We start from the raw sequence: 22,172 nt of genomic DNA on the forward strand, positions 1-22,172 counted from the left end.
CTCCTGCGCGTTTGCCCGACCAAGGCCAAGGGCGGTTGCACCAATCAAACCTGCCGCACCCGCAATGATTTGGCGGCGGTTGATATAGGCCGCATAAGGCGTGGCATCTGCAATGCTCAGATCATTTGTCCAACGTCTTGCCATCAGCTTACCCTTTCTGTCGTCACGTTTTGCGAGGAACATGGCCGCAGATGCGCCATTTCCCAAGCCTTGTTGCACGATCTCACGAAACTGTTTGCAACTCGTGATCGCAGTTTCATTTACATAGGCTCACACGCAATCACATCAAATTTATTGGAAGATCAAAATGCGCCGCGCTTAGGCGCGATACGCCGCGCGTCAAGTCACGCGCATTCACATCTGCACTATTGTTATCTCTATTTTTGCATCCATTTCGCAGCGAGACGGCAACCTGAACTTTAACCCCATATTGATTACGAGGCTAACCATGTTCAAACGCACTGCACTTGCACTTGCCACAACCGCAGCTTTTGCCACTTCGGCTTTTGCGATGGGTCACTCGAAGGATATCGTTGACACGGCCGCAGCCGCAGGCAGCTTTACCACGCTTCTGGCTGCTGCCGAAGCCGCAGGTCTGGTTGAGACGCTGAAAGGCGAAGGCCCTCTCACCGTGTTCGCACCAACAGACGAGGCGTTTGCCGCCCTGCCCAAAGGCACAGTTGAAACCCTGCTCTTGCCAGAAAATCGCGATCAGCTTGTCGCAATCCTGACCTATCACGTCATCGCAGGCGCGGTGATGTCTGGGGATCTTTCTGATGACATGACTGCCGCAACCGTTCAGGGCGCAGATATCACCATCGACCTCGATAATGGTGTGATGGTCAATGACGCCAATGTCGTCACCGCCGATATCGAAGCGTCAAACGGCGTGATCCATGTCATCGACAAGGTGATCATGCCTCCAATGTAATCCGCAACACGGATTGCGCATAAAGAAGGCCCCGCAAGATGCGGGGCCTTTTTCGATCTTAATGCACCACGGCATCATCAGGTTTGGGGCGATTTGTGGCCGCCACCCTGTCACCAATGATCAGCCCATCCGCGCCTGCACTGACAACAACCCGCGCGCTATCTTTGACCTCACCGGCCAAGATCATCTCTGCCAACGGGTCTTGCAGGCTACGTTGGATGACCCGCTTCAAGGGCCGCGCCCCGAAGACAGGATCATATCCTTCGGAGGCCAACCAATCCTTGGCCGCTTCATCCAGATCAACGGTGATTTTACGCGCAGCGAGGCGTTTCGCCAAAAGCCCAAGCTGGATTTCAACAATCCCACCCATATCGGCGCGGCCCAAACGATCAAACACAATCATATCGTCTAGGCGGTTTAAGAACTCGGGGCGGAAATGTGCCCGCACCGCATCCATCACATCGCCCTTGGCGCCTGCAATGTCCCCACCATCTGGCAACTGACTGAGCGCTTGCGCCCCCAAATTTGACGTCAACACAATCAAGGTTTGTTTGAAATCAACGCGCCGCCCTTGGCCATCAGTCAGGATACCATCATCCAAGACCTGCAACAGGACATTGAACACCTCGGGATGTGCTTTTTCGACCTCATCAAAGAGGATCACCTGATAAGGTCTGCGCTGCACGGCTTCGGTCAGAACGCCGCCTTCGTCATATCCGACATATCCAGGAGGCGCGCCGATCAAACGGGCAACCGCGTGTTTCTCCATGAATTCGGACATATCAATCCGCACCATGGCCTGATCATCGTCAAAGAGATATTCAGCCAAGGCTTTGGTCAATTCGGTTTTCCCTACACCCGTTGGCCCAAGGAATAGGAATGACCCAAGCGGGCGATTTTCATCCTGAAGCCCTGCCCGCGCGCGGCGCACCGCACGACTGACGGCAGAAACCGCCTCGCGCTGGCCGATGACGCGGCGGCCAAGCTCCTCCTCCATCCGTAAAAGTTTTTCCCGCTCCCCTTCCAACATTTTGGACATAGGGATCCCCGTCCAACGCTCGACCACAGCGGCAATTTGCTCGGGGCGCACAGCCTCTTCGACCATGACATCTTCTTCGGCATTCTCAGCCTCGGCCAATTGCCGCTCGAGATCAGGGATCACCCCGTAGGACAATTCACCTGCACGACCCAAATCGCCCCGCCGTTTGGCCTGATCCAATTCAGCCCGCGCTTGATCAAGCGCCTCTTTCAGCTTGCGCGCTGCATCAAGCTTGTCGCGCTCGCCCTGCCACTGTGCCGTCATTTGCGCAGATTGCTCCTGCAAATTGGCCAATTCTTTCTCAAGCTTTTCCAACCGTTCCCGGCTGGCGCTGTCTTCTTCTTTCTTGAGCGCCTCAGCTTCGATCTGCATTTGCAGGATTTGACGATCAAGCGCGTCTAATTCTTCGGGCTTACTGTCGACCTCCATCCGCAGACGGCTTGCTGCCTCATCAACAAGGTCAATCGCCTTATCAGGCAAGAATCGATCCGTGATATAGCGGTTCGACAAGGTGGCCGCGGACACAAGCGCCGCATCCGAGATCCGCACCCCGTGGTGAAGTTCATACTTCTCTTTGATCCCGCGCAGGATAGAAATTGTATCCTCCACCCCAGGTTCTTCGACCATCAAAGGTTGGAACCGCCGCGCAAGAGCGGCATCTTTCTCAACATATTTGCGATATTCATCGAGCGTGGTTGCACCCACGCAATGGAGCTCGCCACGGGCAAGCGCAGGCTTGATCAGATTGGCCGCATCCATGGCACCATCAGATTTGCCCGCCCCGACCAGAACGTGCATCTCGTCAATAAAGAGGATAATTTCTCCAGATGCAGCCTCGATTTCTTTCAAAATCGCTTTCAGCCTTTCCTCGAATTCGCCACGATATTTCGCACCTGCAATCAGCGCGCCCATATCCAAAGCCATCAAACGCTTGTCGCGCAGGCTTTCGGGAACATCACCATTGATGATGCGCAAGGCAAGGCCTTCGGCAATCGCGGTTTTCCCGACACCCGGCTCCCCAATCAGAACGGGGTTATTCTTGGTGCGGCGGCTGAGAACCTGCATCGCGCGGCGGATTTCTTCATCACGCCCGATGATCGGGTCAATCTTCCCGTCCCGCGCGGCTTGCGTCAGATCCCGCGCATATTTCTTGAGAGCCTCATAGCCATCTTCAGCCGAGGCCGTATCAGCCGTGCGACCCTGACGGATGTCATTAATCGCAGCGTTCAGGGATTGAGCATTGACCCCGCCCGCCTCAAGCGCAGATTTCGCTGGCGATTTCACAAGGGCCAACGCAGTCAAAATCCGCTCAACAGGCACGAAACTATCGCCCGCTTTGGTGGCAAGCTTTTCGGCTTCGTCCAAAACCTTTACAGTTTGGCTGTCTATATAGGCCTGCCCCGCATCCCCTGTGACTTTGGGTAATTTGGCGATGGCGGCATCATTAGCGGCGCGCACCTCGCGCGCATCGCCCCCTGCCTTGGTGATCAGATTGCCTGCCATACCCTGCTCATCGTCAAGCAGGGCTTTCAGCATATGCTCTGGTGCCAATTTTTGGTGATCTTCGCGCTGCGCCACTGTTTGAGCGGCCTGAATGAACCCGCGCGCACGGTCTGTGAACTTTTCAAAGTTCATCGTCTGTCTCCTTCATCTAAGCACCCGTCTCACACCACCCGCTTTGCGGCATGATGCATCTTTCGGGCCTTCTCTCTGAATTTGGGAGGTCAGCGCGCTTTGTTCAAGGGTTAAGGCTCAATCGCGAATGCGTTCTGACAAAAGTTTTGCGGGCCGCAAGCGCTCCGCCGCCTCAAAGAGCGAGAATGTTTGGTTGACGTAATTCGTCACTGCGGCCAGCTCATTCATATACCCCATCAATTCCGCTGTGCGGGCCGCCTCAACCAATTGAACTGCACGGGCAGGGTCATGGGTTTCAAACTGAACATAAAATAGAGGCTCCCCCCGCCTCAGCACCAAATCTTTCTCCGTTTGGTGCCATTCGAACGCCCACATCAGCGGACGCGGCCAAATATGCAGCGGAAACCGCCCCCCAAAAATCGTGCCCGGAAGGGGGTCTGTGCGGTAATGGGCAAAAGCGGCCAGTTGGGTCAGATAGATGGGCTCATCCGCAATGAAGCAATAGGGCAGCGCAAGCTGAATGGTCAGGCGATCAGCATAGCGCCATTCAGCCTCGGACACCAAGGTCACCACTTGGGCAATCTTATTGCCACGGATTGTGCTGCTCGTGCCTGCGCGATTGATCAAGACGGCCTTCCCATCTTTGTCACGCCCAAATCCTAAATGCAGATCATAGGGGCAGCGCACCATAAAGTAGCGGCTTTCCATCTGAACCACGGCAGGGCAGCGCGCTGCTGATTTCGCATGCGCACGGCTGGCCCCGCGAGAGGCCACGCGTTCAGGCGCCTCAAAAAGCACTGCGCCTTTTTCTTCGGTCAAAAACCACCCCACACGCGCAGGCCCCTGTTCGGGCTTTGCATCGTCACGCGACACTTCAATCGACAATTTCATGATCTGACGTTCCGTCCAGTTTAGCTATTCTGAGAATGAAGCTTGCAGAAGGGCGCGTCAATGCTGCCTTGGTCGGGCAATTGACCCACGGGCCAAGCATCGCTACCACGGGATGCGAGCCCACCCCATGAATAAGGACGTCCAATGACCGCTGCATCTGACCGCTTGATTGTTGCCCTTGATGTGCCACATGCGGTGGCGGGTTTAGAATTGGCCGCCAAGCTCGGCAATGCAGTCAGCTTTTACAAAATCGGCTTAGGGATGCTGACGGGCGGCGGGCTTGCCTTGGCGCAAGAGCTGAAAGACGAACATGGCAAGCGCATCTTCCTCGACATGAAGCTATTCGATATCGGCGCAACAGTCGAAGCGGCGGTGCGCGGGCTTGCCCAATTCGACCTCGATTTTCTGACTGTGCATGGTGATCCCCATGTCGTGCGCGCGGCAAAAGAAGGGGCTTCTGGACACAAGACCAAGATACTGGCTGTGACCATCCTCACCTCATTGGATCGCGCGGATTTAGACGCAAGCCTGATCACCGCAGGCGACATTCCCGATCTGGTCACAACCCGCGCTGCGCGTGCCTTTGAAGCGGGCGCAGATGGGGTTATCGCCTCACCACAGGAGGCCGCAATGATCCGCGCCCTGCCCGAGGCCGCAGGACGCCTCATCGTCACCCCAGGTGTGCGCCCCGCAGGCAGCGCGCTTGGCGATCAAAAGCGCGTTGCCACACCAGCCCAAGCCATCGCGGATGGCGCCGATCACATCGTGGTGGGACGCCCAATCTGGCAAGCCGCCGACCCCGCTGCAGCCGCCCGCGCCGTGTTGGCAGAGATTGGCTAAGGGCGCCGCCCATGCCCGCCCTCTGCCGCGATTGTCTGAGCGAGTTTGAGGCAGGCAGCCGCTGCCCCGACTGCGGGCGGCCAAATGTGATCTCTCATCCTGAACTGTTCGATCTATCCATCGCGCACATGGATTGCGACGCATTTTACGCTTCGGTGGAAAAACGGGACAATCCCGACCTTGCGGATAAACCCCTGATCATTGGAGGCGGGCGGCGTGGTGTCGTCTCAACTGCCTGTTATATTGCCCGCATCCGTGGCGTGCGCTCTGCCATGCCGATGTTTCAGGCTCTTAAACTTTGCCCTGATGCGGTGGTGCTGCGGGGACGGATGTCGCATTACGCGGCAGTCTCGCGCGAAATTCGCGCATTGATGAACGAACTGACCCCCGCGATTGAGCCGTTATCGCTTGACGAGGCCTTTTTGGATCTCTCGGGCACAGGCAAATTGCATGGTCACCCGCCCGCTGTGATGTTGGCGCGCTTGGTCAAACGAATGAAAACCGAATTGGGACTGACAGGGTCGATTGGCCTCAGCCATAATAAATTTCTGGCGAAAATCGCTTCTGACCTCGACAAGCCACAGGGCTTTGCGGTGATTGGCCAAGCGGAAACACAAGATTTCTTGACCCAAAAGCCCGTGTCGATGCTGTGGGGAATTGGCGCAGCCGCACAGGCAAATTTGCAGGCGGCGGGCATTCACAAAATCGGTGATCTGCGCCGTTGGCCCAAAGATGAATTGGTCGCGCGTTTCGGCACATGGGGCGCGCGGCTGCATGATTTGTCTTTCGGACGCGACAACCGCAAAATCTCGGCCACGCGCGAGGTGAAATCAATCTCAAACGAAACCACCTTTCCCAATGATCTTCGTGATCCTGATTTGCTCGATGGACATATCTGGCGTCTGGCAGAAAAGCTATCGGCACGCGCAAAGGCGCAGGGGCTTGCAGGGCGTGTTGTGGTATTGAAATTGAAAACCCATGATTTCAAAACGCTGACCCGCCAGACCGCGCTGCCCGATGGCACGCAAATGGCAGACCGCATTTATGCGCAAGCCGCGCAATTGCTTGCGGCTAATCTGAAATTTGCGCCCTTTCGACTGATCGGTTTGGGGTTGGGGGATTTGATCCCCGAAGCTCAGGGGGATCGCGCAGGCAATCTGCTTGACCCACAAGAGGCCAAACGCCTCCAAGCGGAACGCGCCTCGGATGAAATTCGCAAAAAATTTGGCGATCAAGCGATCGTAAAGGGCCGCGCGCTGCGATGATCACTCAGCGGCAAGAGGCTGCGCGTCAGGTTCCTTAAAGGCCTCAATGACCTTCGCCAAAGCCGCTGTGACCCGCAGACGGGTATCTTCGAACCCATCATTTTGGGCAATCGCCGCCTCATCCATATAAAGAGCGCGGTCAATTTCGATTTGCACAGCATGAAGCCCGCGGTTCGGCTTGCCATAGGCTTGGGCAATATACGCCCCTGCAAAGGGCGTGTTGCGCGCCACAGTGAACCCTTGCTCTTCAAATGCAGTATGGACAAGATCAACAATCTCACGATCTGCGGCACCACCAAACCTATCCCCTAGAATGAGATCGGGGCGCTTACTTTTGCTACCCACCAAAGCGGCGCCTAAGGCGTCATGGGGCATGGAATGCATATCCAACAAAATGGCGCGTCCAAATTGCGCGCGCGCCGCAGCCATCAAATCACTCAGACAGGCGTGATAGGGATGCCAAACACGGGCCAGACGCGCCTCAGCCTCAGCGCGGGTGATCTTACCGCGGTAAATGCTGCGCCCATTGGCCACCACGCGCGGAATCACCCCAAGCCCTGCTGCAATGCGTGGCGATGCCGCCCCCCGCGCCACCCCGAAGATAACAGCGGGATCCAATTCATCCGCATTGCGGTTGAGATCAACATAGGCGCGCGGGAATCGAGCCTTTAAAAACGGAACCCCAAATTCAGCAGTGCGTTCCGCCAAAAGATGCACAAACGCATCTTCGGAACTGCGGATTTGGTGGGGGTCAATATCAATCGCGCCCAGAAACTCTGCGGGATAGACATCACCAGAATGCGGTGAAGCCACAACAACAGGGGCCAGATGCACCTCTGGCAAAGTCAAATCATAGGCGGGACTGCTATTTTGTGCGTTTCTCATGTGTTGGATATAGCCCAGTTCTGGAAAATACCAAAAGCCCTTGAACCGCCCCGCGATTCCTTTTAAAGACCGCGCTACTGCGGAACGGGCTTGGCCCGTGACGTCCGTTTTTCTGTTTCATTTGGCTTTACCTTAAGGCCGCGTGGAAAAAGCGGTGCGATCCGTAACGACATCGGGCGGTTAGCTCAGCGGTAGAGCACTACGTTGACATCGTAGGGGTCACTGGTTCGATCCCAGTACCGCCCACCATCGGCACAATCCCGTGCCAAACGAACAAAGGCGCACCGCCGCGCCGCGAGAAGGAGAAGACCCATGAAGGTCAAGAATTCGCTCCGTTCGCTCAAGCAGCGTCACCGCGATTGCCGCGTCGTGCGCCGCAAGGGCCGCGTCTATGTGATCAACAAGACGCAGCGCCGCTTCAAAGCCCGTCAGGGCTAAGCCGAGCGCAAGAGCTTATGATCTAATGAAAAACGCCGCCCTCTTTTGGGGCGGCTTTTTTCTTTGGGCCTACCAACCAGATTGGCGATCTTCTAATTCGTCCAAACTATAGCTGTCTTGGATTTGATCTGAGACATCCTCACGATAACGCGGATCTTGGCCCATGCAATTCGGCCCACAGATCAGATAGGCGACCCCATCCTCTCCGTCATTGAACCATAGCCGCCCCCCCGGTGTGGCGACGTATCCATTGACGCCTTCGTCTATGTCGCCCGCGAGATCCTCAACGGACGGCACCTCACTATCGGCATCAGGGTCATAGCCTGCATGGGTGTGGAAGGATGCCGTAACCTCGACAAAGCGGCTTTCATCCCCACGCGACAAACAGGAATCCGATGTCCCCCGTGTCACCTCGGTCGCCATGTAGGTGCCATCGGGCATCAGGCCAATATAGCCGCAATATTCACGATTCTCCGCGAAAGATCGGCTTTGCAGTTCTAACAATATCTCGCGCGCCGCCTCCATCTCGCCTGCAGGTTGGGCCGTGGCCATGATCGGACAAAGGCCAAAGGCCCCAAGCATCACTATGTGCCGCATCTTCATTTTTCACAAAACCCCAAGAAACCCCTCTTGTCGCAAATTTGCGGCCCGCACCAAAATGGGGCAAGTTTTCTGCGACACGGCACACCAAACGGCCTCACAATTCCCTAAAAAGAGGCATAAAAAACACAATAAGATCGCCGCAGATACGATGCTGCGCCGTCTTGCAACTCGCCCGCGCATATGCGCTTTTGTGCCAAAAGCGCGGTTGCCGCAAAAAATGGCTCGCCTAAAGACAGACCCGCATTTGGAAGGAAGAGGGCATGACACATATCTGGCTGCGCGCCGAAGAACGCGAAAGCGAGGAGCGGGTGGGACTAACCCCAGAAGGCGCTGCCGCACTGATCGCCCAAGGCATGAAAATTACGGTTGAAGAAAGCCCTGCGCGCGTGATCCCTGTTGAGGGGTATATCAAGGCAGGCTGTGCAACCGCACCCTTTTCCTCATGGGCAGATGCCCCCCAAGATGCGATCATCTTTGGCCTCAAAGAATTGCCAGAAACCGATCAACCCCTGCACCATCGTCACATCATGTTCGGACATGCCTATAAGGGCCAACCTGCGGGACAAAGGTTGTTGAAACGATTCAAGGCGGGCGGCGGCACGCTTTACGATTTGGAATATCTGGTCGATGAAAATGGCCGCCGTGTAGCCGCCTTTGGATATTGGGCGGGGTTCGCGGGCGCGGCAGTGTCGCTGAAGGCGCTTATTGCACAACCCAAACTCATGGGGCCGATCCAAGGCTATCCCAACAAAGACGCTTTGATTGCCGAATTGCAGCGTGAGATGAAAGCAATTGATCCGCCTCGCGCCATCATCATCGGTGCCTTGGGGCGGGTCGGGACAGGCGCGCGCGATCTTTGCGCGGCACTTGGCATTCCAGTGACTGCTTGGGACATGGCAGAAACGGCATCAGGCGGGCCATTCCCAGAAATTCTGGATCATGAAATGTTTCTCAACTGCATTCTCGCGGATCCTTCTGTGCCCGTATTTGTGCCGCGAAGCGCCAAAGAGGCCCCGCGCGCGTTGCGCGTGATTGGGGATATTGCCTGCGATCCAAGTTCCGATTTCTCGCCAATCAAGGTCTATGATCATGTCACCACATGGGGGGAACCTGCATTGCGGGTGCATGATGTGCCACCATTAGATGTCATGGCGATTGACAATCTGCCCTCTCTCTTGCCGCTAGAAAGTTCGGAAGATTACGCCGCGCAGCTTTTGCCATCTTTGCACGGGTTGGGGGATTTGACCCAAGGCGTGTGGGGCCGCGCCAAGGCCCGCTTTGACCACCATATCGCACAAGTTTAAGGGAGTTTAGATCATGACAATTAATTGGTGTGGAACAGGTCTGTCCTCCATTCCAGGCCTACGCCATCTGATTGAAACCGAAGGCGATGTGGTCGTGTGGAACCGCAGTGTCGACAAAGCCAAGGCCGCTGTCGGGGATATCGCAAAAGAGATCCGCGCGTTTGATATGGCAGCCCTCACCGAAGCCACGAAAAAGGGCGATGTGGTAATCTCAATGCTGCCTGCCGATATGCATGTGCCGCTGGCCGCAATGGCGATTGCGGCAGGGGCACATTTTGTCTCCTCCTCCTATATCGCACCTGAAATGCGCGCATTGGATGAGGCGGCACGCAAGACTGGGGTTTGCGTGATCAATGAAGTGGGCCTTGACCCTGGCATTGACCATTTGATGGCCCATGCCCTTATGCATGACTATCGCAACAGTGCTGCTTTTGATCCGCAAAATGCCCATGATTTCATCTCTTATTGCGGCGGGATTCCCAAAATCCCGAACCCGTTTCGCTACAAATTCAGCTGGTCGCCGCTTGGCGTTCTCAAGGCACTGCGGTCGCCTTCGCGTTCCATTGCCGATGGCAAAGAATTGAACGTCTCGCGGCCTTGGGATGCGATTTCGCACTACACCGCACCCCTTGAAACGCCAGAGGAATTTGAGGTCTATCCAAACCGCGATAGCCTGCCTTTCATGGCCGAATACGGGTTTGAAGCCGATTGGAATGTGCAGCGCTTTGTGCGCGGCACTTTGCGACTTGATGGGTGGTCTAAGGCATGGGCGCCCGTGTTCCGCGAAATAGAAACCCTCGAGGGGGCCGCGGGCGATGCGCGGCTGCGCGAGATGTCTGACCAATTCTGGCGCGAAAATTCCTATGAGGCAGATGAGCCAGACCGCGTTGTTTTATGCGTCTCTCTCAAGGCTGAGGTCGCGGGAAGTGCGCGGTGGCACAAAACCTATGTGATGGATGCATGGGGCGATGCGCGCGGCACAGCGATGGCGCGGCTTGTCTCAACCCCTGTCGCACTGGCCGTCAAAGCGGCAATCACAGGGGCCGTGCCTGCGGGCGTGTCCGCTGCGCCGCATGATATCGGGCTTGTCCGCGACTGGATGGAGGTTGTGAGAACCCTTGCCCAAAGCCTGTCTGTGGTCGACCATCTCGCCTAGAAAATGCGGTAATAAAGCCAATCGGGGAAGAACTGACTGACCCTGAAAAACGCCCCAAAGCCCCATGGAAAACTGCAACTGAATTTCTTGCGCCGCATATGGCGCAAGAAAATATCTGCCGCAGGAGCGGGATCCATGATGAACGGCATGGCAAAATTGTTCTTATCGGTCAGCCTCGTGCGGATGAAACCAGGGTTGACCAGTTGCACCGCGACATTGCTGCGCCGCATATCCACACGCAGGGATTCCGCCATATGCATCACCGCCGCCTTCGATGCGCCATAGCCCGTGGCCGAAGGAAGGCCACGAAAGCCCGATAGACTGCCCGTGATGACGATATGACCTGCATCCTTTGCCACGAATTGCGGCACGACATGGCCCAAGACGCGCGCCGCACCCATGACATTGATATCCATCATCGCCAAGACTTGGTCGCTATCCCAAGCGCTGGCATGCATCGGCCAATAAACGCCTGCAAGATAGACTATCCCATCTATATCGCCGACATCCCTAGCGGCGTTGGCCACGCTTTTCGCATCACTGACATCCATGGGCACAACCCGAGATGGGCCGTTTAGGCGTGTCGCAACCTCGTTAAGCCGCGCCTCAGATCGGGCGGATAAGATCACCTCCGCGCCTGCGCCAGATAATTTTTCAGCCAAGGCTGCACCCAATCCTTCGGATGCGCCGACAAGCCAATATGTCTTTCCTGCAAAATCTCGCATAAAATCCCCATCTCTCTCGCGAAAGTAAACCTAGCGCGCGCGTTCTTGTGGCAAAGGTGTGATGCTCAGAATCGTGATCGCAAGCAGCTTGAGCGCGCACGGAACCGCCGCATAGAGCAGCACCAAGCGCGACAATGCCGCTTCGGGATTGGCCGCGCCCGCCTCAAACCCTGCGGCCTCCAACAGGGGCAATAGGGTGACGGCGGCGAAGGCCAAGGTGAATTTGGTCGCGAAAGACCACAATCCGAAGGCTGCGCCCGCCTCGGGTGCGATTTTGGACAAATGACGCGAGAAAATGGCAGGCAGGATCGTCAAATCTGCCCCAAGCGCCATGCCCGAAGCCAAACAAATCAAAGCAAAAGCCACCACATCGCCCGCCCCCAAAGCGAGGGTGAAGGCGAAGGCCAAAATCGACAAAGCCATGCCAAACAACAATATAGGCTTGGCCCCAAAGCGCGTGGCGGCCCGTGTCCAAAATGGGGCGGAAAGCGCGGCAGCAAAGAAGAACAACAACAAAAGCGGCCCCCCCCATCCAAGGGCCTGCAACACCCCCTCAACGTAGAACAGGAAAAGGGTGGAGGTCACCGCGACTGGGGCGGCATTGATCAAAGCAATGCCCAACAAACGCCGCGCCGTCTGATCGCGCAAGATTGTGCCAAAGGCGGTTGGCGGTGTCGCCGCCCCCTGCCCCCAGTCAGGGCGCATCAACACATAGGCAAGGGCGCAAAGACCCACAAAGCCAATCGCAAAACCCGTAAACGGGTTGGGCAAGAAGCTTGCCAATGCAATCGGGGCAACTGACGCCAAGCATACCCCCAACAACCCCCCCGTTTCGCGCCATGTGGCAAGGCGCAAATGACCATCTTTTCCAAGCCGCTCGGCGGTTTGCACACCCTCGGCGTAAAAGCAGATCGTGAGGAACGAGAAAGACGAGAACAATCCGATTAAGGTCAGCGCAAACCACCACATCGGGGCAATCGGGGGGGCAATGGCAAAGAGGCCATACATGGAGGCGGCAAGGATCGTCACAGCCCCCGCCACCATGCCCCCCCGATAGGCGCGGGTGGTGCGTGCCAACCATCCCAAAGCAGGGTCTTGCACCACGTCAAATAACCGCAAGCCGAAAAGGATGCCCCCCAGCGCCGCAAGGCCCAAGCCATATTCATCGACATAGAATTTCGGGGCATGGATATAAATGGGCAGGCCCGCGCTCGACAGCATGGCGGCAAAAACTGCGTAGCCCGCCAAGGGCGCGCTGCGCTTTACCATCAAGACACCTCGCGTTCGGGCGGCTCAGGGCGCGGACGATAGGGCGCGCCCTTGATCCATAATTTCAGCGCCTGCCAATGGATCAGGCCCAAAACCCTGCGCGACCCAAAAGGCCGCCGCCATAAGGCGCGCAAGATATCGCCATTGCGCAACGGACGGCGCGCGCCGGTCAGCGTGGCATAAAGCCCCTCATTCCCCGTGGCATAATCAATGAAAATCCCCACCCGATCCGCACGAATATCAAAGCGGAATTCATAACCGCCCTCAATTTCTTGGAAGGGCGAGACGTGGAAGATCTTTTTCGCCCGCAAAATATCGTGACGGGTGATTTCCTCGAGATCTTCGCGATGGCAAAGATAGGAATGCCGATCACCGAAAGTATTAGATACTTCGGCAATAACAACACGCAAGCGCGCTTGGGTATCATAGGCCAGCCAAAAACTGACAGGGTTGAACACATGACCCAAGAGACGCGGCTGCGCCAAAAGCATCAGCTTGCCTTGGGTCTGCTCGGCCAATCCATGCGCGGCCAAAACACCGCGTGCCCAACTGGCCCCCGCTCCGTTTTTGGGCGCACCGCCATGGTCAAGATCCCGTAGGGCCGCAAGATTTCCCTTGTTCCGGCCAAACAATGCGGGGGCAATCAGATCATCCGCCTCTGCATCAAGCATCACGTAATCAATGGAATATCGAAACGCATTTTCCACAGCGCCCCTGCGGCCATGAAATGTTTCGCCTGCGATATAATCCACCGATGATGACACTGCTTTCTCCCGTCAGGCCGCCGCAACCATGCGATCCCGTTCGGCCATGGCATTGACCACATCAATCGCACTGGCCAACCCATCCTCGTGGAACCCATTTTTCATCCACGCCCCGCAGAACCAAGTGTTTCCAGTGCCATTCATGGCCCGCACTGTGCCTTGCGCAGCTAATGCGGCCAAATCATAAACGGGATGACGGAAGGTTGCTGTGTCATAGATCAAATCATCTGCAATTTCACCGCGGCTGTTCAATGTCACAAACAGCGGGTCAGATTTTGGGATAGGTTGCAGGCGGTTCATCCAATAGGTCAGATCAATTGGGCCACCGCTATGGCCTGCGCGCTCGGTGTAATTCCAACTTGCCCATGTGACTTCGCGCAATGGCATCGCGCGGCGATCTGCGTGCAACACCATTTCATTGGGCTGATAGCGGACTGCGCCAAGGGCGGCTTGTTCTTGCGCGGTTGGGTCCGCCAAGAGCGCCAAACTGTCATCAGAATGTGTTGCAAAGACCACCTCGTCAAAGCGCTGCCATTGGCCATCGCGGCGGATCTCAACACCGCCCGCAACGCGCTTGACCTTGTCCACACCTGCATTGGTGACGATGGTCACCCCGCGCTCGCTCAACGCGCGCTCTAGCCGCGTGACATATTCGATAGAACCACCATGCACAGTCCACCATTGGTGTTGGCCTGACGCCTGCAGCAAGTTGTGGTTTTGGAAAAACCGCACAAGGGCCTGGGCGGGGAAATCCATGATCTCCTCTTTTGGGGTCGACCAAATCGCGCCAGAAATTGGGGTCAGGTAGTAATCGCGAAACCACGCGCCCATACCCAACTCATCCATGAACTCGCCCAAAGTTTGTGAGCTGTCATTGGCCAAACTGGCCGCCTGTGCGTTAAAGCGCATGATGTCAGCCAACATGCGCAGATATTGCGGCCGCATAAGGTTTTTGCGTTGCGCGAAGAGTGCCTTGAGCGAATGCAGGCCATATTCAATCGCCCCACCCCCGATTGAGGCCGCAAAACTCATGTCACTCTCGACAACAGGAACCTGTAGCTCTTCGAACAGACGCACCAAATTGGGATAGTTGACGTAGTTGAATACAATGAACCCCGTATCAACAGGCTGATCGCGGTGGCGGCCTGCAACCACAGTGCGGGCATGCCCCCCGAGGCGATGCTCCGCTTCAAACAAGGTTACCTTGGCATTTGGCGCAAGGTAATAAGCGGCCCCCATCCCTGAGATCCCTCCCCCGATGACGGCCACAGTGCGAGGGGGGGCGGGAGGTGTTTCAAATGGCACGGATGTTTTCCTTGTTAGTGTTCTTTCTCTGTCTAGCCAAGTTTACGCCCCCTGTCGCGCCTTGGATTAAAAATTGCCTCAATTTTTTCTAAGCGTGCGTCAAAGTTCGAAGGGCGGACGGCCCTCACGATAATTTTTTGATCCAACCCTGTAACCTGCGCGTAACCGTGTTATGCTTGACCTTGATGTTCATAATTTGACGGCAGGTGACCCTCGCGATGCACATTGCGCGCAAGGTCGGCATGAGTCAGCCCCCGCTGATGCGGAACCGCTGATGTCAAAACCGCTGACCCCTCCCCCCCTCAAGGCGCAGTCCTGCGAATGGATCGCCGAAGTGATGGCGATTGCGCAAGATCGTGATCAAGCGGCCTTCGCTGCTTTGTTTCGGCATTTCGCCCCACGCGTTAAGGCCTTTTTGATCAAGTCAGGCGCGGATGAGGCGCTGGCGGAAGAATGTATGCAGGATGTGATGGCCACTTTGTGGCGCAAAGCACATCTGTTTGATCCCGCACGGGCCTCGGTTGCGACATGGATTTTCACCATTGCGCGGAACCGCAAGATTGACCTGTTGCGCAAATATGCACGACCAGAGCCAGAAGATTTACCATGGGGGCCAGAGGCAGAACCCGACCAAGAAGATGTTCTTGCCCTCCAACAAGAGAGCCGCAAACTGGCCGAAGCCCTTAAAAGACTACCTCAGAAACAAAGAGTTTTGATCGAAAAAGCCTATTTTGGGGATCTCAGCCATGGCGAGATTGCAACAGAAACAGGCCTGCCCCTTGGCACGATCAAATCGAGAATTAGGTTGGCGCTAGAGAGATTGCGTCATAACATGAGCCAAGCGACCAAATGACCGAAGTAAAACACCATATCAGTGACGACTTTTTGATCGGCTACGCAGCAGGCAGTTTGCCTGCGGCTTTCGATCTTGTTGTCGCCACTCATGTCTCGCTCAGTGATGACGCCCGCGCAAGGCTGCATGCCTTTGATGCGGTTGGCGGCTGTATCCTAGACGAAATGGACGAGGCCCCCCTTGCACAGGACAGCCTTTCCAAAACCTTGAGCCTTATCAATGAAAGCGCCGCATCAGAGGCGGCCAGCCCGCAAAATCAAACTCGGCCAGAAGATGGCATTTTCCCTGCCCCGCTGCGCGATATGATTGGGTGCGATTTGGCAGATGTGAAATGGCGCCCGATTGGAATGGGCTGCAAGCAAGCGATTATCAGCGAAGGCAAGGATGCCACCGCGCGGCTTTTGTTCATTCCAGCGGGCCAAGCGATGCCCCGCCACACACATCGCGGAACCGAAATGACCTTGGTGCTTCAAGGGGCCTATCGTGATGAAACCGACCGTTTCGGGCGTGGTGACATCGAAATTGGTGATGAAACCATGAACCACACCCCCGTGGCTGAGGCGGGCGAAGATTGCATTTGTCTGATTGCCACCGATGCGCGCCTGAAATTTGAAGGCCTCTTGCCGCGTATCGCGCAAACATTCCTGCGCATCTGATCAACTGGCCGCTTTCCATTCACGCCCTGCTTGGCTAGGCAGGGGCGTGAACAGGCGAAAGGGCGCTCTCATGTCCAACAAAGTCGTGCTTATGGGTGTAAAAGGCGGGCCTGCAATTCGCCCCAAGGGCCCAATGCCCACCTCTAGCTTACTTGAGATTGCAGGGCGCAGCTGTGTTGTGGATTGCGGACTTGGTGTGTCCAAGGGGCTTGTGCAGACAGGGCTTTCGCTCAAATCGCTTGATCTGATTTTCATCACCCATCTTCATTCAGACCATATTTTGGAATTGGGTGGATTGATCCACACCGCTTGGACATCTGGCCTTGCCACCCCTGTCCATGTTTACGGCCCCAAAGGCATTGGCGCAGTGTGGGAGGGGTTCCTTGCGTCTCTCGCTTTCGACATTGATCTACGCATTGATGATGAGGGCCGCCCCGATTTGCGCGGGTTAGTGACGATCACCGAATATGATGAGGGCATCGTGGCAAATCTGCCAAATGGCCTAGTGGTGCGCGCGTTGCGGGTTGATCACCCCCCCATTCTTGATTGCTTTGCGCTACGCTTTGACAGCCCTGACTGGTCAGTCTGTTTTTCGGCCGATACCGCATATTTCCCACCTTTGGCCGATTTCGCCCGTGGATGTGATCTCTTGATCCACGAAGCCATGCTTGAGGCAGGGGTGGATCGCTTGGTCGCCCGCACCACGGGCGATGGGGCAAAACTCAAAGCGCATATTGTGCGCGCCCATACAGAGGCGCGTGATGCTGCTGAAATTGCACAAGCTGCTGGCGTGCCGCGTCTGGCCCTGCACCACCTTGTGCCCGCAGATGACCCTGAGATCACAGCCGATCACTGGCGCGCGGCCTGTGCAGATGCGTTTTCAGGCGAAATCATCATCGGTTACGATGGATGTGTGATAGAAGGGCCAAACCCATGAGCAAAAAGCGCAAATTCGGGCCAGATCGTGCCGAGCTTTGGTTTCGCTTCTGCTTTTCCTTGGTGGGTGTGGCCGCGCTTGGCGGTGCTGTCGCGTATCGTGGCCTGCCATCTGGCCCCGCAATGGCAGAGATTGGCATCATTGCGGGTGGGTTTTTCAGTGGCAGCGCGATTTGGTCAGCATGGCGTTTGATCACGCGCGATCATCCCTAAACCTCCGATGACCGAATTCGTCTACAGCCCCCCAAACACGCCCCTTGAATTGATCCATGAGGATCATGAACTGCTGGTCGTCAATAAGCCCGCAGGTCTTTTATCTGTTCCAGGCAAGGGGGATCATCTGAAGGATTGCCTGATCACCCGCCTGCAAGCTGCCTTTCCTGAGGCCCTGTTGGTGCATCGGCTGGATATGGATACCTCAGGCGTGATTGTCTTCGCGCGCACCCCCGCTGCACAGCGCCATTTGGGGCTGCAATTCGAAAAGCGGATGATGAAGAAATCCTACCTCGCCTTGGTCTGGGGCCAAGTTGACGGCAAAGAGGGCGTGATTGATCTGCCCCTGATTGTGGATTGGCCAAACCGCCCTTTGCAAAAGGTCTGCCACGAGACGGGCCGCGCGGCGGTGACGGAATGGAAGGTCTTGCGTCATGACGAGACAAGCACACGGATGCGGCTGTTCCCCCAAACGGGCCGCTCGCACCAATTGCGCGTCCATATGCGGGAATTGGGACATCCAATTTTGGGCGATCCGTTCTATGCTACAGGGCCTGCACGCGACTTTCCGCGCCTCATGTTGCACGCAGAAACCCTGCGTCTGCGCCACCCTGATGGCGGGCGTGGCATGACCTTTCGAGCGAAAAACCCGTTCTAGGAACTGCGGCGCTTTGTCATGCCATAATTAGAATAATTCTAAAGATTGGGCCTGTAAGGCGCGAGGTAGCTTTCCTATATCAAGGGGGTAACGGCAAAAAAAGGAACCTCCCCCATGGGCCTACGTATCAATGACATTGTCCCCAATCTTGAACTGACCACCGATCACGGCACCTTTAAATTCCATGATTGGATTGGCGATCAATGGGCTATTTTATTCTCTCACCCCAAAGATTTCACACCCGTCTGCACCACGGAATTCGGCGCAGTCTCGCAGCTTGGCGCAGAATGGGCCAAGCGCGGCACCAAAGTTATTGGCCTTTCCGTGGACAGCGTGGAAGAGCACGGCAAATGGAAATCAGACATTGAAAGCTTTGCTTCCGCCAAGGCCGAATTTCCAATCATTGCAGACCTTGATCTGACCGTGTCCAAAGCCTTTGATATGCTGCCAGCCGAGGCCTACCTGCCCGATGGTCGCACCGCCGCGGATAGTGCAAGCGTGCGCTCGGTCTTCATCATTTCACCTGACAAGAAGGTGCAATTGATCATGACCTACCCCATGTCGGTTGGGCGCAATTTTGCCGAAGTTTTGCGCGCTCTGGATGCGTTGCAAGCCACCTTCGGACAGCCAATTGCAACACCTGCAAATTGGCAACATGGCCAAGATGTGATCGTGGCCCTCTCGCTCAATGACGATCAAGCGCGTGAAAAGTTTGGCGAGATTGATGTGAAATTGCCTTACCTGCGCACCACGAAACAGCCAAGCTAATCAGAAAAAAGCCCCCAACATTTGGGGGCTTTTATTTTTACGCTGCAGTGCCGTTGCCTGTGATGGCGTAATTCGGTCTGTGCAGATGCACGACCGTGCCAATCGGCAATTTTTCATAAAGCTCTATGACATGCGCGTTGACCATACGCACGCAACCCGATGACGCGCTGGTGCCGATTGACCAAGGCTGTGGTGTGCCATGAATGCGCAAATAGGTGTCGCGATCCCCGTCATAAAGATAAAGCGCGCGCGCACCCAATGGGTTTTCTGGCCCACCGGGGACACCGCTTGCAAATTCTGCGTAAAGGTCTGGTTCGCGCGCAATCATCGCGGCTGTCGGTTGCCAACTCGGCCATTCAACCTTGCGGCGGATCGTATATTGCCCAGGCGCTTGCAGGCCCGAACGGCCAACAGCCACGCCGTAGCGCATAGCGGTGCCATCATCGAGAATGTGGTAGAGATATTTTGCAATCGGGTCGACATGCACATGACCGGGCACCATGCCAGCCTTATGCACAATCCGTGTCGGCATCAGCCGGGGATGTAACCCCCACGGGTTTGGGCCTTGTGGTTCGGGGCGCTCAATCGTCTCGTCAAAGCCTACGGCATCTTGTGCCACGGCGGGGGTCGCGAGAAAAGCGGCGCTGCCTGCTAGGAAATGTCTGCGATCCATAGAAAAATCCATCGTTATGGGGCCAATTTACTGGCCGAAATATGCCGCAACTGCCCCCAGTGACACAAGAACATCACGCAGCGGGGCGGTTAACATTTGCGTCAGTGACGCCTTGGTAAAAACCCCCGCAACCAAGGCTGCGGGGGTTTTCTTAGTCTCAGGCGGGGCTTACTCCGCCGATGCCTCTTCTTCGCTGCGTTCTTCGCCAGTCTCTTGGTCAACCATTTTCATGGCCAAACGCACTTTGCCGCGGTCGTCAAAGCCCAAGAGCTTCACCCAGACCTCTTGGCCCTCCTGAAGAACATCGCTTGGATGGTTCAGACGGCGGTTTTCGATCTGGCTGACATGAACGAGGCCATCGCGCTTGCCGAAGAAATTCACGAAAGCACCGAAATCAACGATTTTGACAACTTTGCCTTTGTAAACCTTGCCTTCTTCAGGCTCAGCCACGATGGAATAGATCATATCATAGGCGGCTTTGATGGCGTCTTGGTTCGCACTTGCGATCTTGATGATGCCATCATCATTGATATCAACCTTGGCGCCTGAGGTTTCCACGATCTCGCGGATCACTTTACCGCCAGACCCGATCACTTCGCGGATCTTGTCGGTTGGGATTTGCATGGTCTCAATGCGTGGGGCATGTGCCGAGAACGCATTGGCCGAAGACAATGCCTTGGCCATTTCGCCAAGGATATGCATCCGCCCTGCTTTCGCCTGCGCAAGCGCCTTTTTCATGATTTCAGGGGTGATCCCTGCAACCTTGATGTCCATCTGCAGCGAGGTGATCCCCGCTTCAGTGCCTGCCACTTTGAAATCCATGTCGCCAAGGTGATCTTCATCACCAAGGATATCGGTCAAAACAGCGTAGGAGCCATCTTCTTCCAAGACCAGACCCATGGCCACACCCGCAACAGGGGCTTTCAACGGCACGCCTGCATCCATCATAGACAAGGAACCACCACAGACCGAAGCCATTGAGGAAGACCCGTTCGACTCTGTGATCTCAGAAACAACGCGGATCGTGTAAGGGAAATCGGTTGGCGCAGGCAGAACCGCCTGCAACGCACGCCAAGCCAACTTACCATGGCCGATTTCACGGCGACCTGGTGAGCCAACACGCCCAACCTCGCCCACAGAATAGGGGGGGAAGTTGTAATGCAGCAGGAAGTTTTCTTTGAAATTGCCATGCAGCGCATCGATGAATTGCTCGTCATCGCCTGTGCCAAGCGTGGTCACAACCAAGGCCTGAGTTTCACCACGGGTGAACAGCGCCGAGCCATGCGTGCGGGGCAGAAGACCCGTTTCGCTGACAATCGAACGAACCGCATCCAAGGCGCGGCCATCAATCCGCTTGCCGTCTTTCACAACCGAACCACGCAGAACCGAAGATTCCAGCTTCTTCAGTGCCGAACCAAGGTTTTCATCTTCCAATTCTTCTTCGGAAAGCTGCGCTTTGATCGCTTCTTTTGCGGCGGATACAGCGGCAACGCGGTCTTGTTTATCAAGGATCGCATAGGCGTCGCGCATCTGCGCTTCACCCAAGGATTTCACCTTTTCATACAGCGCGCTGTAATCGGGTGGGGTGAAATCAAACGGCTCATTCGCCGCAACTTCTGCCAGATCAATGATCAGATCAAGCACGGGCTGCATTTGCTCATGGGCAAATGTGACCGCGCCGAGCATTTCATCCTCGGTCAGCTCATAGGCCTCGGATTCAACCATCATCACGGCGTCTTTGGTGCCCGCCACAACCAGATCCAAACGCTGGTCGGGGTTGTTGCGCAGACCCTGCATATCGTCAACGGTCGGGTTCAGGATGTATTCCCCATCCTCAAAGCCAACGCGGCAGCCTGCAATCGGCCCCATGAAAGGCACGCCCGAAATGGTCAGCGCTGCAGAAGCGGCGATCATCGCAACGATGTCGGGATCATTCACCAAATCATGGCTGAGAACCGTACACATCACGAGAACTTCGTGCTTAAAGCCCGAAACGAACAAGGGGCGAATGGGTCGGTCGATCAAGCGCGCGGTCAGCGTCTCTTTTTCGGTAGGACGCGCTTCGCGCTTGAAAAAGCCACCAGGCACCTTGCCTGCGGCGTAGTATTTCTCTTGGTAATGCACAGTCAGCGGAAAGAAATCCTGACCTGGCTTAGCTTCTTTGGCGAAGGTCACATTTGCCATAACGCTGGTTTCCCCAAGCGTTGCGATCACTGTGCCATCTGCCTGACGGGCAACCTTGCCCGTTTCTAGGGTGAGGGTTTCCTCGCCCCATTGAATCGATTTTTTCACTTCGTTGAACATCATCATTTCCTGTGTGGAAGCACTCCCAAGCCTTCTCGGGTCTTCCGTTTCATTGGCGGCC

General features: G+C 56.0%; 23 protein-coding genes and 1 tRNA gene (1 of these 24 cut by a window edge). 13 read left to right on the forward strand and 11 right to left on the reverse strand.

Annotated features, from left to right (window positions below):
* Nucleotides 1-144 carry the start of a protein-methionine-sulfoxide reductase catalytic subunit MsrP gene (gene msrP, locus AAC620_RS11080; protein ID WP_340245006.1) on the reverse strand. 762 nt of this gene lie to the left of the window's left edge, so 144 of the gene's 906 nt are visible here — the first part of the coding sequence; the start codon lies at nt 142-144; its stop codon lies beyond the left edge, outside the window.
* A 304-nt stretch (nt 145-448) separates the two neighbouring features.
* Between msrP and AAC620_RS11085 the strand changes: the two genes are divergently transcribed.
* Nucleotides 449-931 (forward strand): fasciclin domain-containing protein, encoded by a 483-nt coding sequence (locus tag AAC620_RS11085; protein WP_340245008.1) that lies wholly within the window; start codon nt 449-451, stop codon nt 929-931.
* A 58-nt stretch (nt 932-989) separates the two neighbouring features.
* On the opposite strand, the gene clpB is transcribed toward AAC620_RS11085, so the two are convergent.
* Nucleotides 990-3,605: an ATP-dependent chaperone ClpB gene (gene clpB, locus AAC620_RS11090; protein ID WP_340245010.1), complete on the reverse strand. Its 2,616-nt coding sequence runs from the start codon at nt 3,603-3,605 to the stop codon at nt 990-992.
* A gap of 117 nt (nt 3,606-3,722) precedes the next feature.
* Nucleotides 3,723-4,496, reverse strand: coding sequence for a hypothetical protein (locus AAC620_RS11095; RefSeq protein WP_340245012.1), 774 nt, complete (start codon nt 4,494-4,496; stop codon nt 3,723-3,725).
* Nucleotides 4,497-4,640: 144 nt separating this feature from the next.
* On the opposite strand from AAC620_RS11095, the gene pyrF reads away from it, so the two are divergent.
* Both pyrF and AAC620_RS11105 read left to right on the forward strand, forming a co-directional pair.
* Nucleotides 4,641-5,336 carry an orotidine-5'-phosphate decarboxylase gene (pyrF, locus tag AAC620_RS11100; protein WP_340245014.1) on the forward strand — a complete coding sequence of 232 codons (696 nt, stop codon included), beginning with the start codon at nt 4,641-4,643 and terminating at the stop codon, nt 5,334-5,336.
* Between the two features lie 11 nt (nt 5,337-5,347).
* A complete protein-coding gene (locus AAC620_RS11105) occupies nt 5,348-6,601 on the forward strand; it encodes a DNA polymerase IV (protein WP_340245016.1) in 1,254 nt (417 codons plus the stop codon).
* On the opposite strand, the gene AAC620_RS11110 is transcribed toward AAC620_RS11105, so the two are convergent.
* Nucleotides 6,602-7,486: an N-formylglutamate amidohydrolase gene (locus AAC620_RS11110; RefSeq protein WP_340245018.1), complete on the reverse strand. Its 885-nt coding sequence runs from the start codon at nt 7,484-7,486 to the stop codon at nt 6,602-6,604.
* Between the two features lie 174 nt (nt 7,487-7,660).
* Between AAC620_RS11110 and AAC620_RS11115 the strand changes: the two genes are divergently transcribed.
* Together AAC620_RS11115 and ykgO are read left to right on the forward strand one after the other, a co-directional pair.
* Nucleotides 7,661-7,735 (forward strand) — tRNA-Val (locus AAC620_RS11115).
* A 63-nt stretch (nt 7,736-7,798) separates the two neighbouring features.
* Complete coding sequence (gene ykgO / locus AAC620_RS11120; protein ID WP_012177066.1) at nt 7,799-7,924, forward strand: type B 50S ribosomal protein L36; 126 nt, start codon at nt 7,799-7,801, stop codon at nt 7,922-7,924.
* Nucleotides 7,925-7,993: 69 nt separating this feature from the next.
* Here ykgO and AAC620_RS11125 read toward each other — a convergent pair whose 3' ends face one another.
* A complete protein-coding gene (locus AAC620_RS11125) occupies nt 7,994-8,521 on the reverse strand; it encodes a DUF4329 domain-containing protein (RefSeq protein ID WP_317656722.1) in 528 nt (175 codons plus the stop codon).
* A gap of 266 nt (nt 8,522-8,787) precedes the next feature.
* Here AAC620_RS11125 and AAC620_RS11130 point away from each other — a divergent pair, with 266 nt between their 5' ends.
* Both AAC620_RS11130 and AAC620_RS11135 read left to right on the forward strand, forming a co-directional pair.
* Nucleotides 8,788-9,831 (forward strand): saccharopine dehydrogenase, encoded by a 1,044-nt coding sequence (locus AAC620_RS11130; RefSeq protein ID WP_340245020.1) that lies wholly within the window; start codon nt 8,788-8,790, stop codon nt 9,829-9,831.
* A gap of 13 nt (nt 9,832-9,844) precedes the next feature.
* Complete coding sequence (locus AAC620_RS11135) at nt 9,845-10,987, forward strand: saccharopine dehydrogenase C-terminal domain-containing protein (RefSeq protein ID WP_340245022.1); 1,143 nt, start codon at nt 9,845-9,847, stop codon at nt 10,985-10,987.
* Here AAC620_RS11135 and AAC620_RS11140 read toward each other — a convergent pair.
* From AAC620_RS11140 to AAC620_RS11155, 4 genes are read right to left on the reverse strand one after another with little or no spacing between them, the layout of a single operon-like run.
* Nucleotides 10,984-11,712 carry an SDR family NAD(P)-dependent oxidoreductase gene (locus AAC620_RS11140; protein ID WP_340245024.1) on the reverse strand — a complete coding sequence of 243 codons (729 nt, stop codon included), beginning with the start codon at nt 11,710-11,712 and terminating at the stop codon, nt 10,984-10,986. The genes AAC620_RS11135 and AAC620_RS11140 overlap by 4 nt on opposite strands.
* 30 nt (nt 11,713-11,742) lie before the next feature.
* Entirely contained in the window at nt 11,743-12,981 is a 1,239-nt protein-coding gene (locus AAC620_RS11145) for an MFS transporter (protein ID WP_340245026.1), read from the reverse strand.
* Nucleotides 12,981-13,745 carry a DUF1365 domain-containing protein gene (locus AAC620_RS11150; RefSeq protein ID WP_340245027.1) on the reverse strand — a complete coding sequence of 255 codons (765 nt, stop codon included), beginning with the start codon at nt 13,743-13,745 and terminating at the stop codon, nt 12,981-12,983. The genes AAC620_RS11145 and AAC620_RS11150 overlap by 1 nt, the downstream gene beginning before the upstream one ends.
* A gap of 12 nt (nt 13,746-13,757) precedes the next feature.
* Nucleotides 13,758-15,050: an NAD(P)/FAD-dependent oxidoreductase gene (locus AAC620_RS11155; protein ID WP_340245028.1), complete on the reverse strand. Its 1,293-nt coding sequence runs from the start codon at nt 15,048-15,050 to the stop codon at nt 13,758-13,760.
* A 337-nt stretch (nt 15,051-15,387) separates the two neighbouring features.
* Here AAC620_RS11155 and AAC620_RS11160 point away from each other — a divergent pair, with 337 nt between their 5' ends.
* The 6 genes from AAC620_RS11160 to AAC620_RS11185 all read left to right on the forward strand — a co-directional run bounded on the left by AAC620_RS11160 (nt 15,388) and on the right by AAC620_RS11185 (nt 19,134).
* Complete coding sequence (locus AAC620_RS11160) at nt 15,388-15,903, forward strand: sigma-70 family RNA polymerase sigma factor (protein ID WP_340245130.1); 516 nt, start codon at nt 15,388-15,390, stop codon at nt 15,901-15,903.
* On the forward strand, nt 15,900-16,559 hold the full coding sequence (locus AAC620_RS11165) for a ChrR family anti-sigma-E factor (RefSeq protein WP_340245029.1): 660 nt from the start codon (nt 15,900-15,902) through the stop codon (nt 16,557-16,559). Before AAC620_RS11160 ends, AAC620_RS11165 begins: the two co-directional genes overlap by 4 nt.
* Before the next feature lie 70 nt (nt 16,560-16,629).
* Nucleotides 16,630-17,496 (forward strand): MBL fold metallo-hydrolase, encoded by an 867-nt coding sequence (locus AAC620_RS11170; protein ID WP_340245031.1) that lies wholly within the window; start codon nt 16,630-16,632, stop codon nt 17,494-17,496.
* Entirely contained in the window at nt 17,493-17,708 is a 216-nt protein-coding gene (locus AAC620_RS11175; RefSeq protein ID WP_340245033.1) for a hypothetical protein, read from the forward strand. The genes AAC620_RS11170 and AAC620_RS11175 overlap by 4 nt, the downstream gene beginning before the upstream one ends.
* A gap of 7 nt (nt 17,709-17,715) precedes the next feature.
* Nucleotides 17,716-18,366, forward strand: a complete 651-nt coding sequence (locus AAC620_RS11180) for an RluA family pseudouridine synthase (RefSeq protein ID WP_340245034.1) — start codon at nt 17,716-17,718, stop codon at nt 18,364-18,366.
* A gap of 114 nt (nt 18,367-18,480) precedes the next feature.
* A complete protein-coding gene (locus AAC620_RS11185) occupies nt 18,481-19,134 on the forward strand; it encodes a peroxiredoxin (RefSeq protein WP_317656733.1) in 654 nt (217 codons plus the stop codon).
* A 37-nt stretch (nt 19,135-19,171) separates the two neighbouring features.
* On the opposite strand, the gene AAC620_RS11190 is transcribed toward AAC620_RS11185, so the two are convergent.
* Together AAC620_RS11190 and pnp are read right to left on the reverse strand one after the other, a co-directional pair.
* Nucleotides 19,172-19,807, reverse strand: coding sequence for a L,D-transpeptidase (locus AAC620_RS11190; RefSeq protein WP_340245036.1), 636 nt, complete (start codon nt 19,805-19,807; stop codon nt 19,172-19,174).
* Between the two features lie 168 nt (nt 19,808-19,975).
* The gene (gene pnp / locus AAC620_RS11195; protein ID WP_340245038.1) at nt 19,976-22,111 is read right to left on the reverse strand and encodes a polyribonucleotide nucleotidyltransferase; all 2,136 of its coding nucleotides are present in this window, start codon (nt 22,109-22,111) and stop codon (nt 19,976-19,978) included.
* Nucleotides 22,112-22,172 lie beyond the last annotated feature (61 nt).

This window comes from Roseobacter sp. HKCCA2468, assembly GCF_037805105.1.
GTDB lineage: Bacteria > Pseudomonadota > Alphaproteobacteria > Rhodobacterales > Rhodobacteraceae > M30B80.

Bases quoted from the DNA above. Each gene is read 5' to 3' on its own strand.
- AAC620_RS11085 (WP_340245008.1), top strand. From the start codon at position 449: ATGTTCAAACGCACTGCACTTGCACTTGCCACAACCGCAGCTTTTGCC.
- clpB (WP_340245010.1), bottom strand. From the start codon at position 3,605: ATGAACTTTGAAAAGTTCACAGACCGTGCGCGCGGGTTCATTCAGGCC.
- AAC620_RS11095 (WP_340245012.1), bottom strand. From the start codon at position 4,496: ATGAAATTGTCGATTGAAGTGTCGCGTGACGATGCAAAGCCCGAACAG.
- pyrF (WP_340245014.1), top strand. From the start codon at position 4,641: ATGACCGCTGCATCTGACCGCTTGATTGTTGCCCTTGATGTGCCACAT.
- AAC620_RS11105 (WP_340245016.1), top strand. From the start codon at position 5,348: ATGCCCGCCCTCTGCCGCGATTGTCTGAGCGAGTTTGAGGCAGGCAGC.
- AAC620_RS11110 (WP_340245018.1), bottom strand. From the start codon at position 7,486: ATGAGAAACGCACAAAATAGCAGTCCCGCCTATGATTTGACTTTGCCA.
- ykgO (WP_012177066.1), top strand. From the start codon at position 7,799: ATGAAGGTCAAGAATTCGCTCCGTTCGCTCAAGCAGCGTCACCGCGAT.
- AAC620_RS11125 (WP_317656722.1), bottom strand. From the start codon at position 8,521: ATGCGGCACATAGTGATGCTTGGGGCCTTTGGCCTTTGTCCGATCATG.
- AAC620_RS11130 (WP_340245020.1), top strand. From the start codon at position 8,788: ATGACACATATCTGGCTGCGCGCCGAAGAACGCGAAAGCGAGGAGCGG.
- AAC620_RS11135 (WP_340245022.1), top strand. From the start codon at position 9,845: ATGACAATTAATTGGTGTGGAACAGGTCTGTCCTCCATTCCAGGCCTA.
- AAC620_RS11140 (WP_340245024.1), bottom strand. From the start codon at position 11,712: ATGCGAGATTTTGCAGGAAAGACATATTGGCTTGTCGGCGCATCCGAA.
- AAC620_RS11145 (WP_340245026.1), bottom strand. From the start codon at position 12,981: ATGGTAAAGCGCAGCGCGCCCTTGGCGGGCTACGCAGTTTTTGCCGCC.
- AAC620_RS11160 (WP_340245130.1), top strand. From the start codon at position 15,388: ATGGCGATTGCGCAAGATCGTGATCAAGCGGCCTTCGCTGCTTTGTTT.
- AAC620_RS11165 (WP_340245029.1), top strand. From the start codon at position 15,900: ATGACCGAAGTAAAACACCATATCAGTGACGACTTTTTGATCGGCTAC.
- AAC620_RS11170 (WP_340245031.1), top strand. From the start codon at position 16,630: ATGTCCAACAAAGTCGTGCTTATGGGTGTAAAAGGCGGGCCTGCAATT.
- AAC620_RS11175 (WP_340245033.1), top strand. From the start codon at position 17,493: ATGAGCAAAAAGCGCAAATTCGGGCCAGATCGTGCCGAGCTTTGGTTT.
- AAC620_RS11180 (WP_340245034.1), top strand. From the start codon at position 17,716: ATGACCGAATTCGTCTACAGCCCCCCAAACACGCCCCTTGAATTGATC.
- AAC620_RS11185 (WP_317656733.1), top strand. From the start codon at position 18,481: ATGGGCCTACGTATCAATGACATTGTCCCCAATCTTGAACTGACCACC.
- AAC620_RS11190 (WP_340245036.1), bottom strand. From the start codon at position 19,807: ATGGATCGCAGACATTTCCTAGCAGGCAGCGCCGCTTTTCTCGCGACC.
- pnp (WP_340245038.1), bottom strand. From the start codon at position 22,111: ATGTTCAACGAAGTGAAAAAATCGATTCAATGGGGCGAGGAAACCCTC.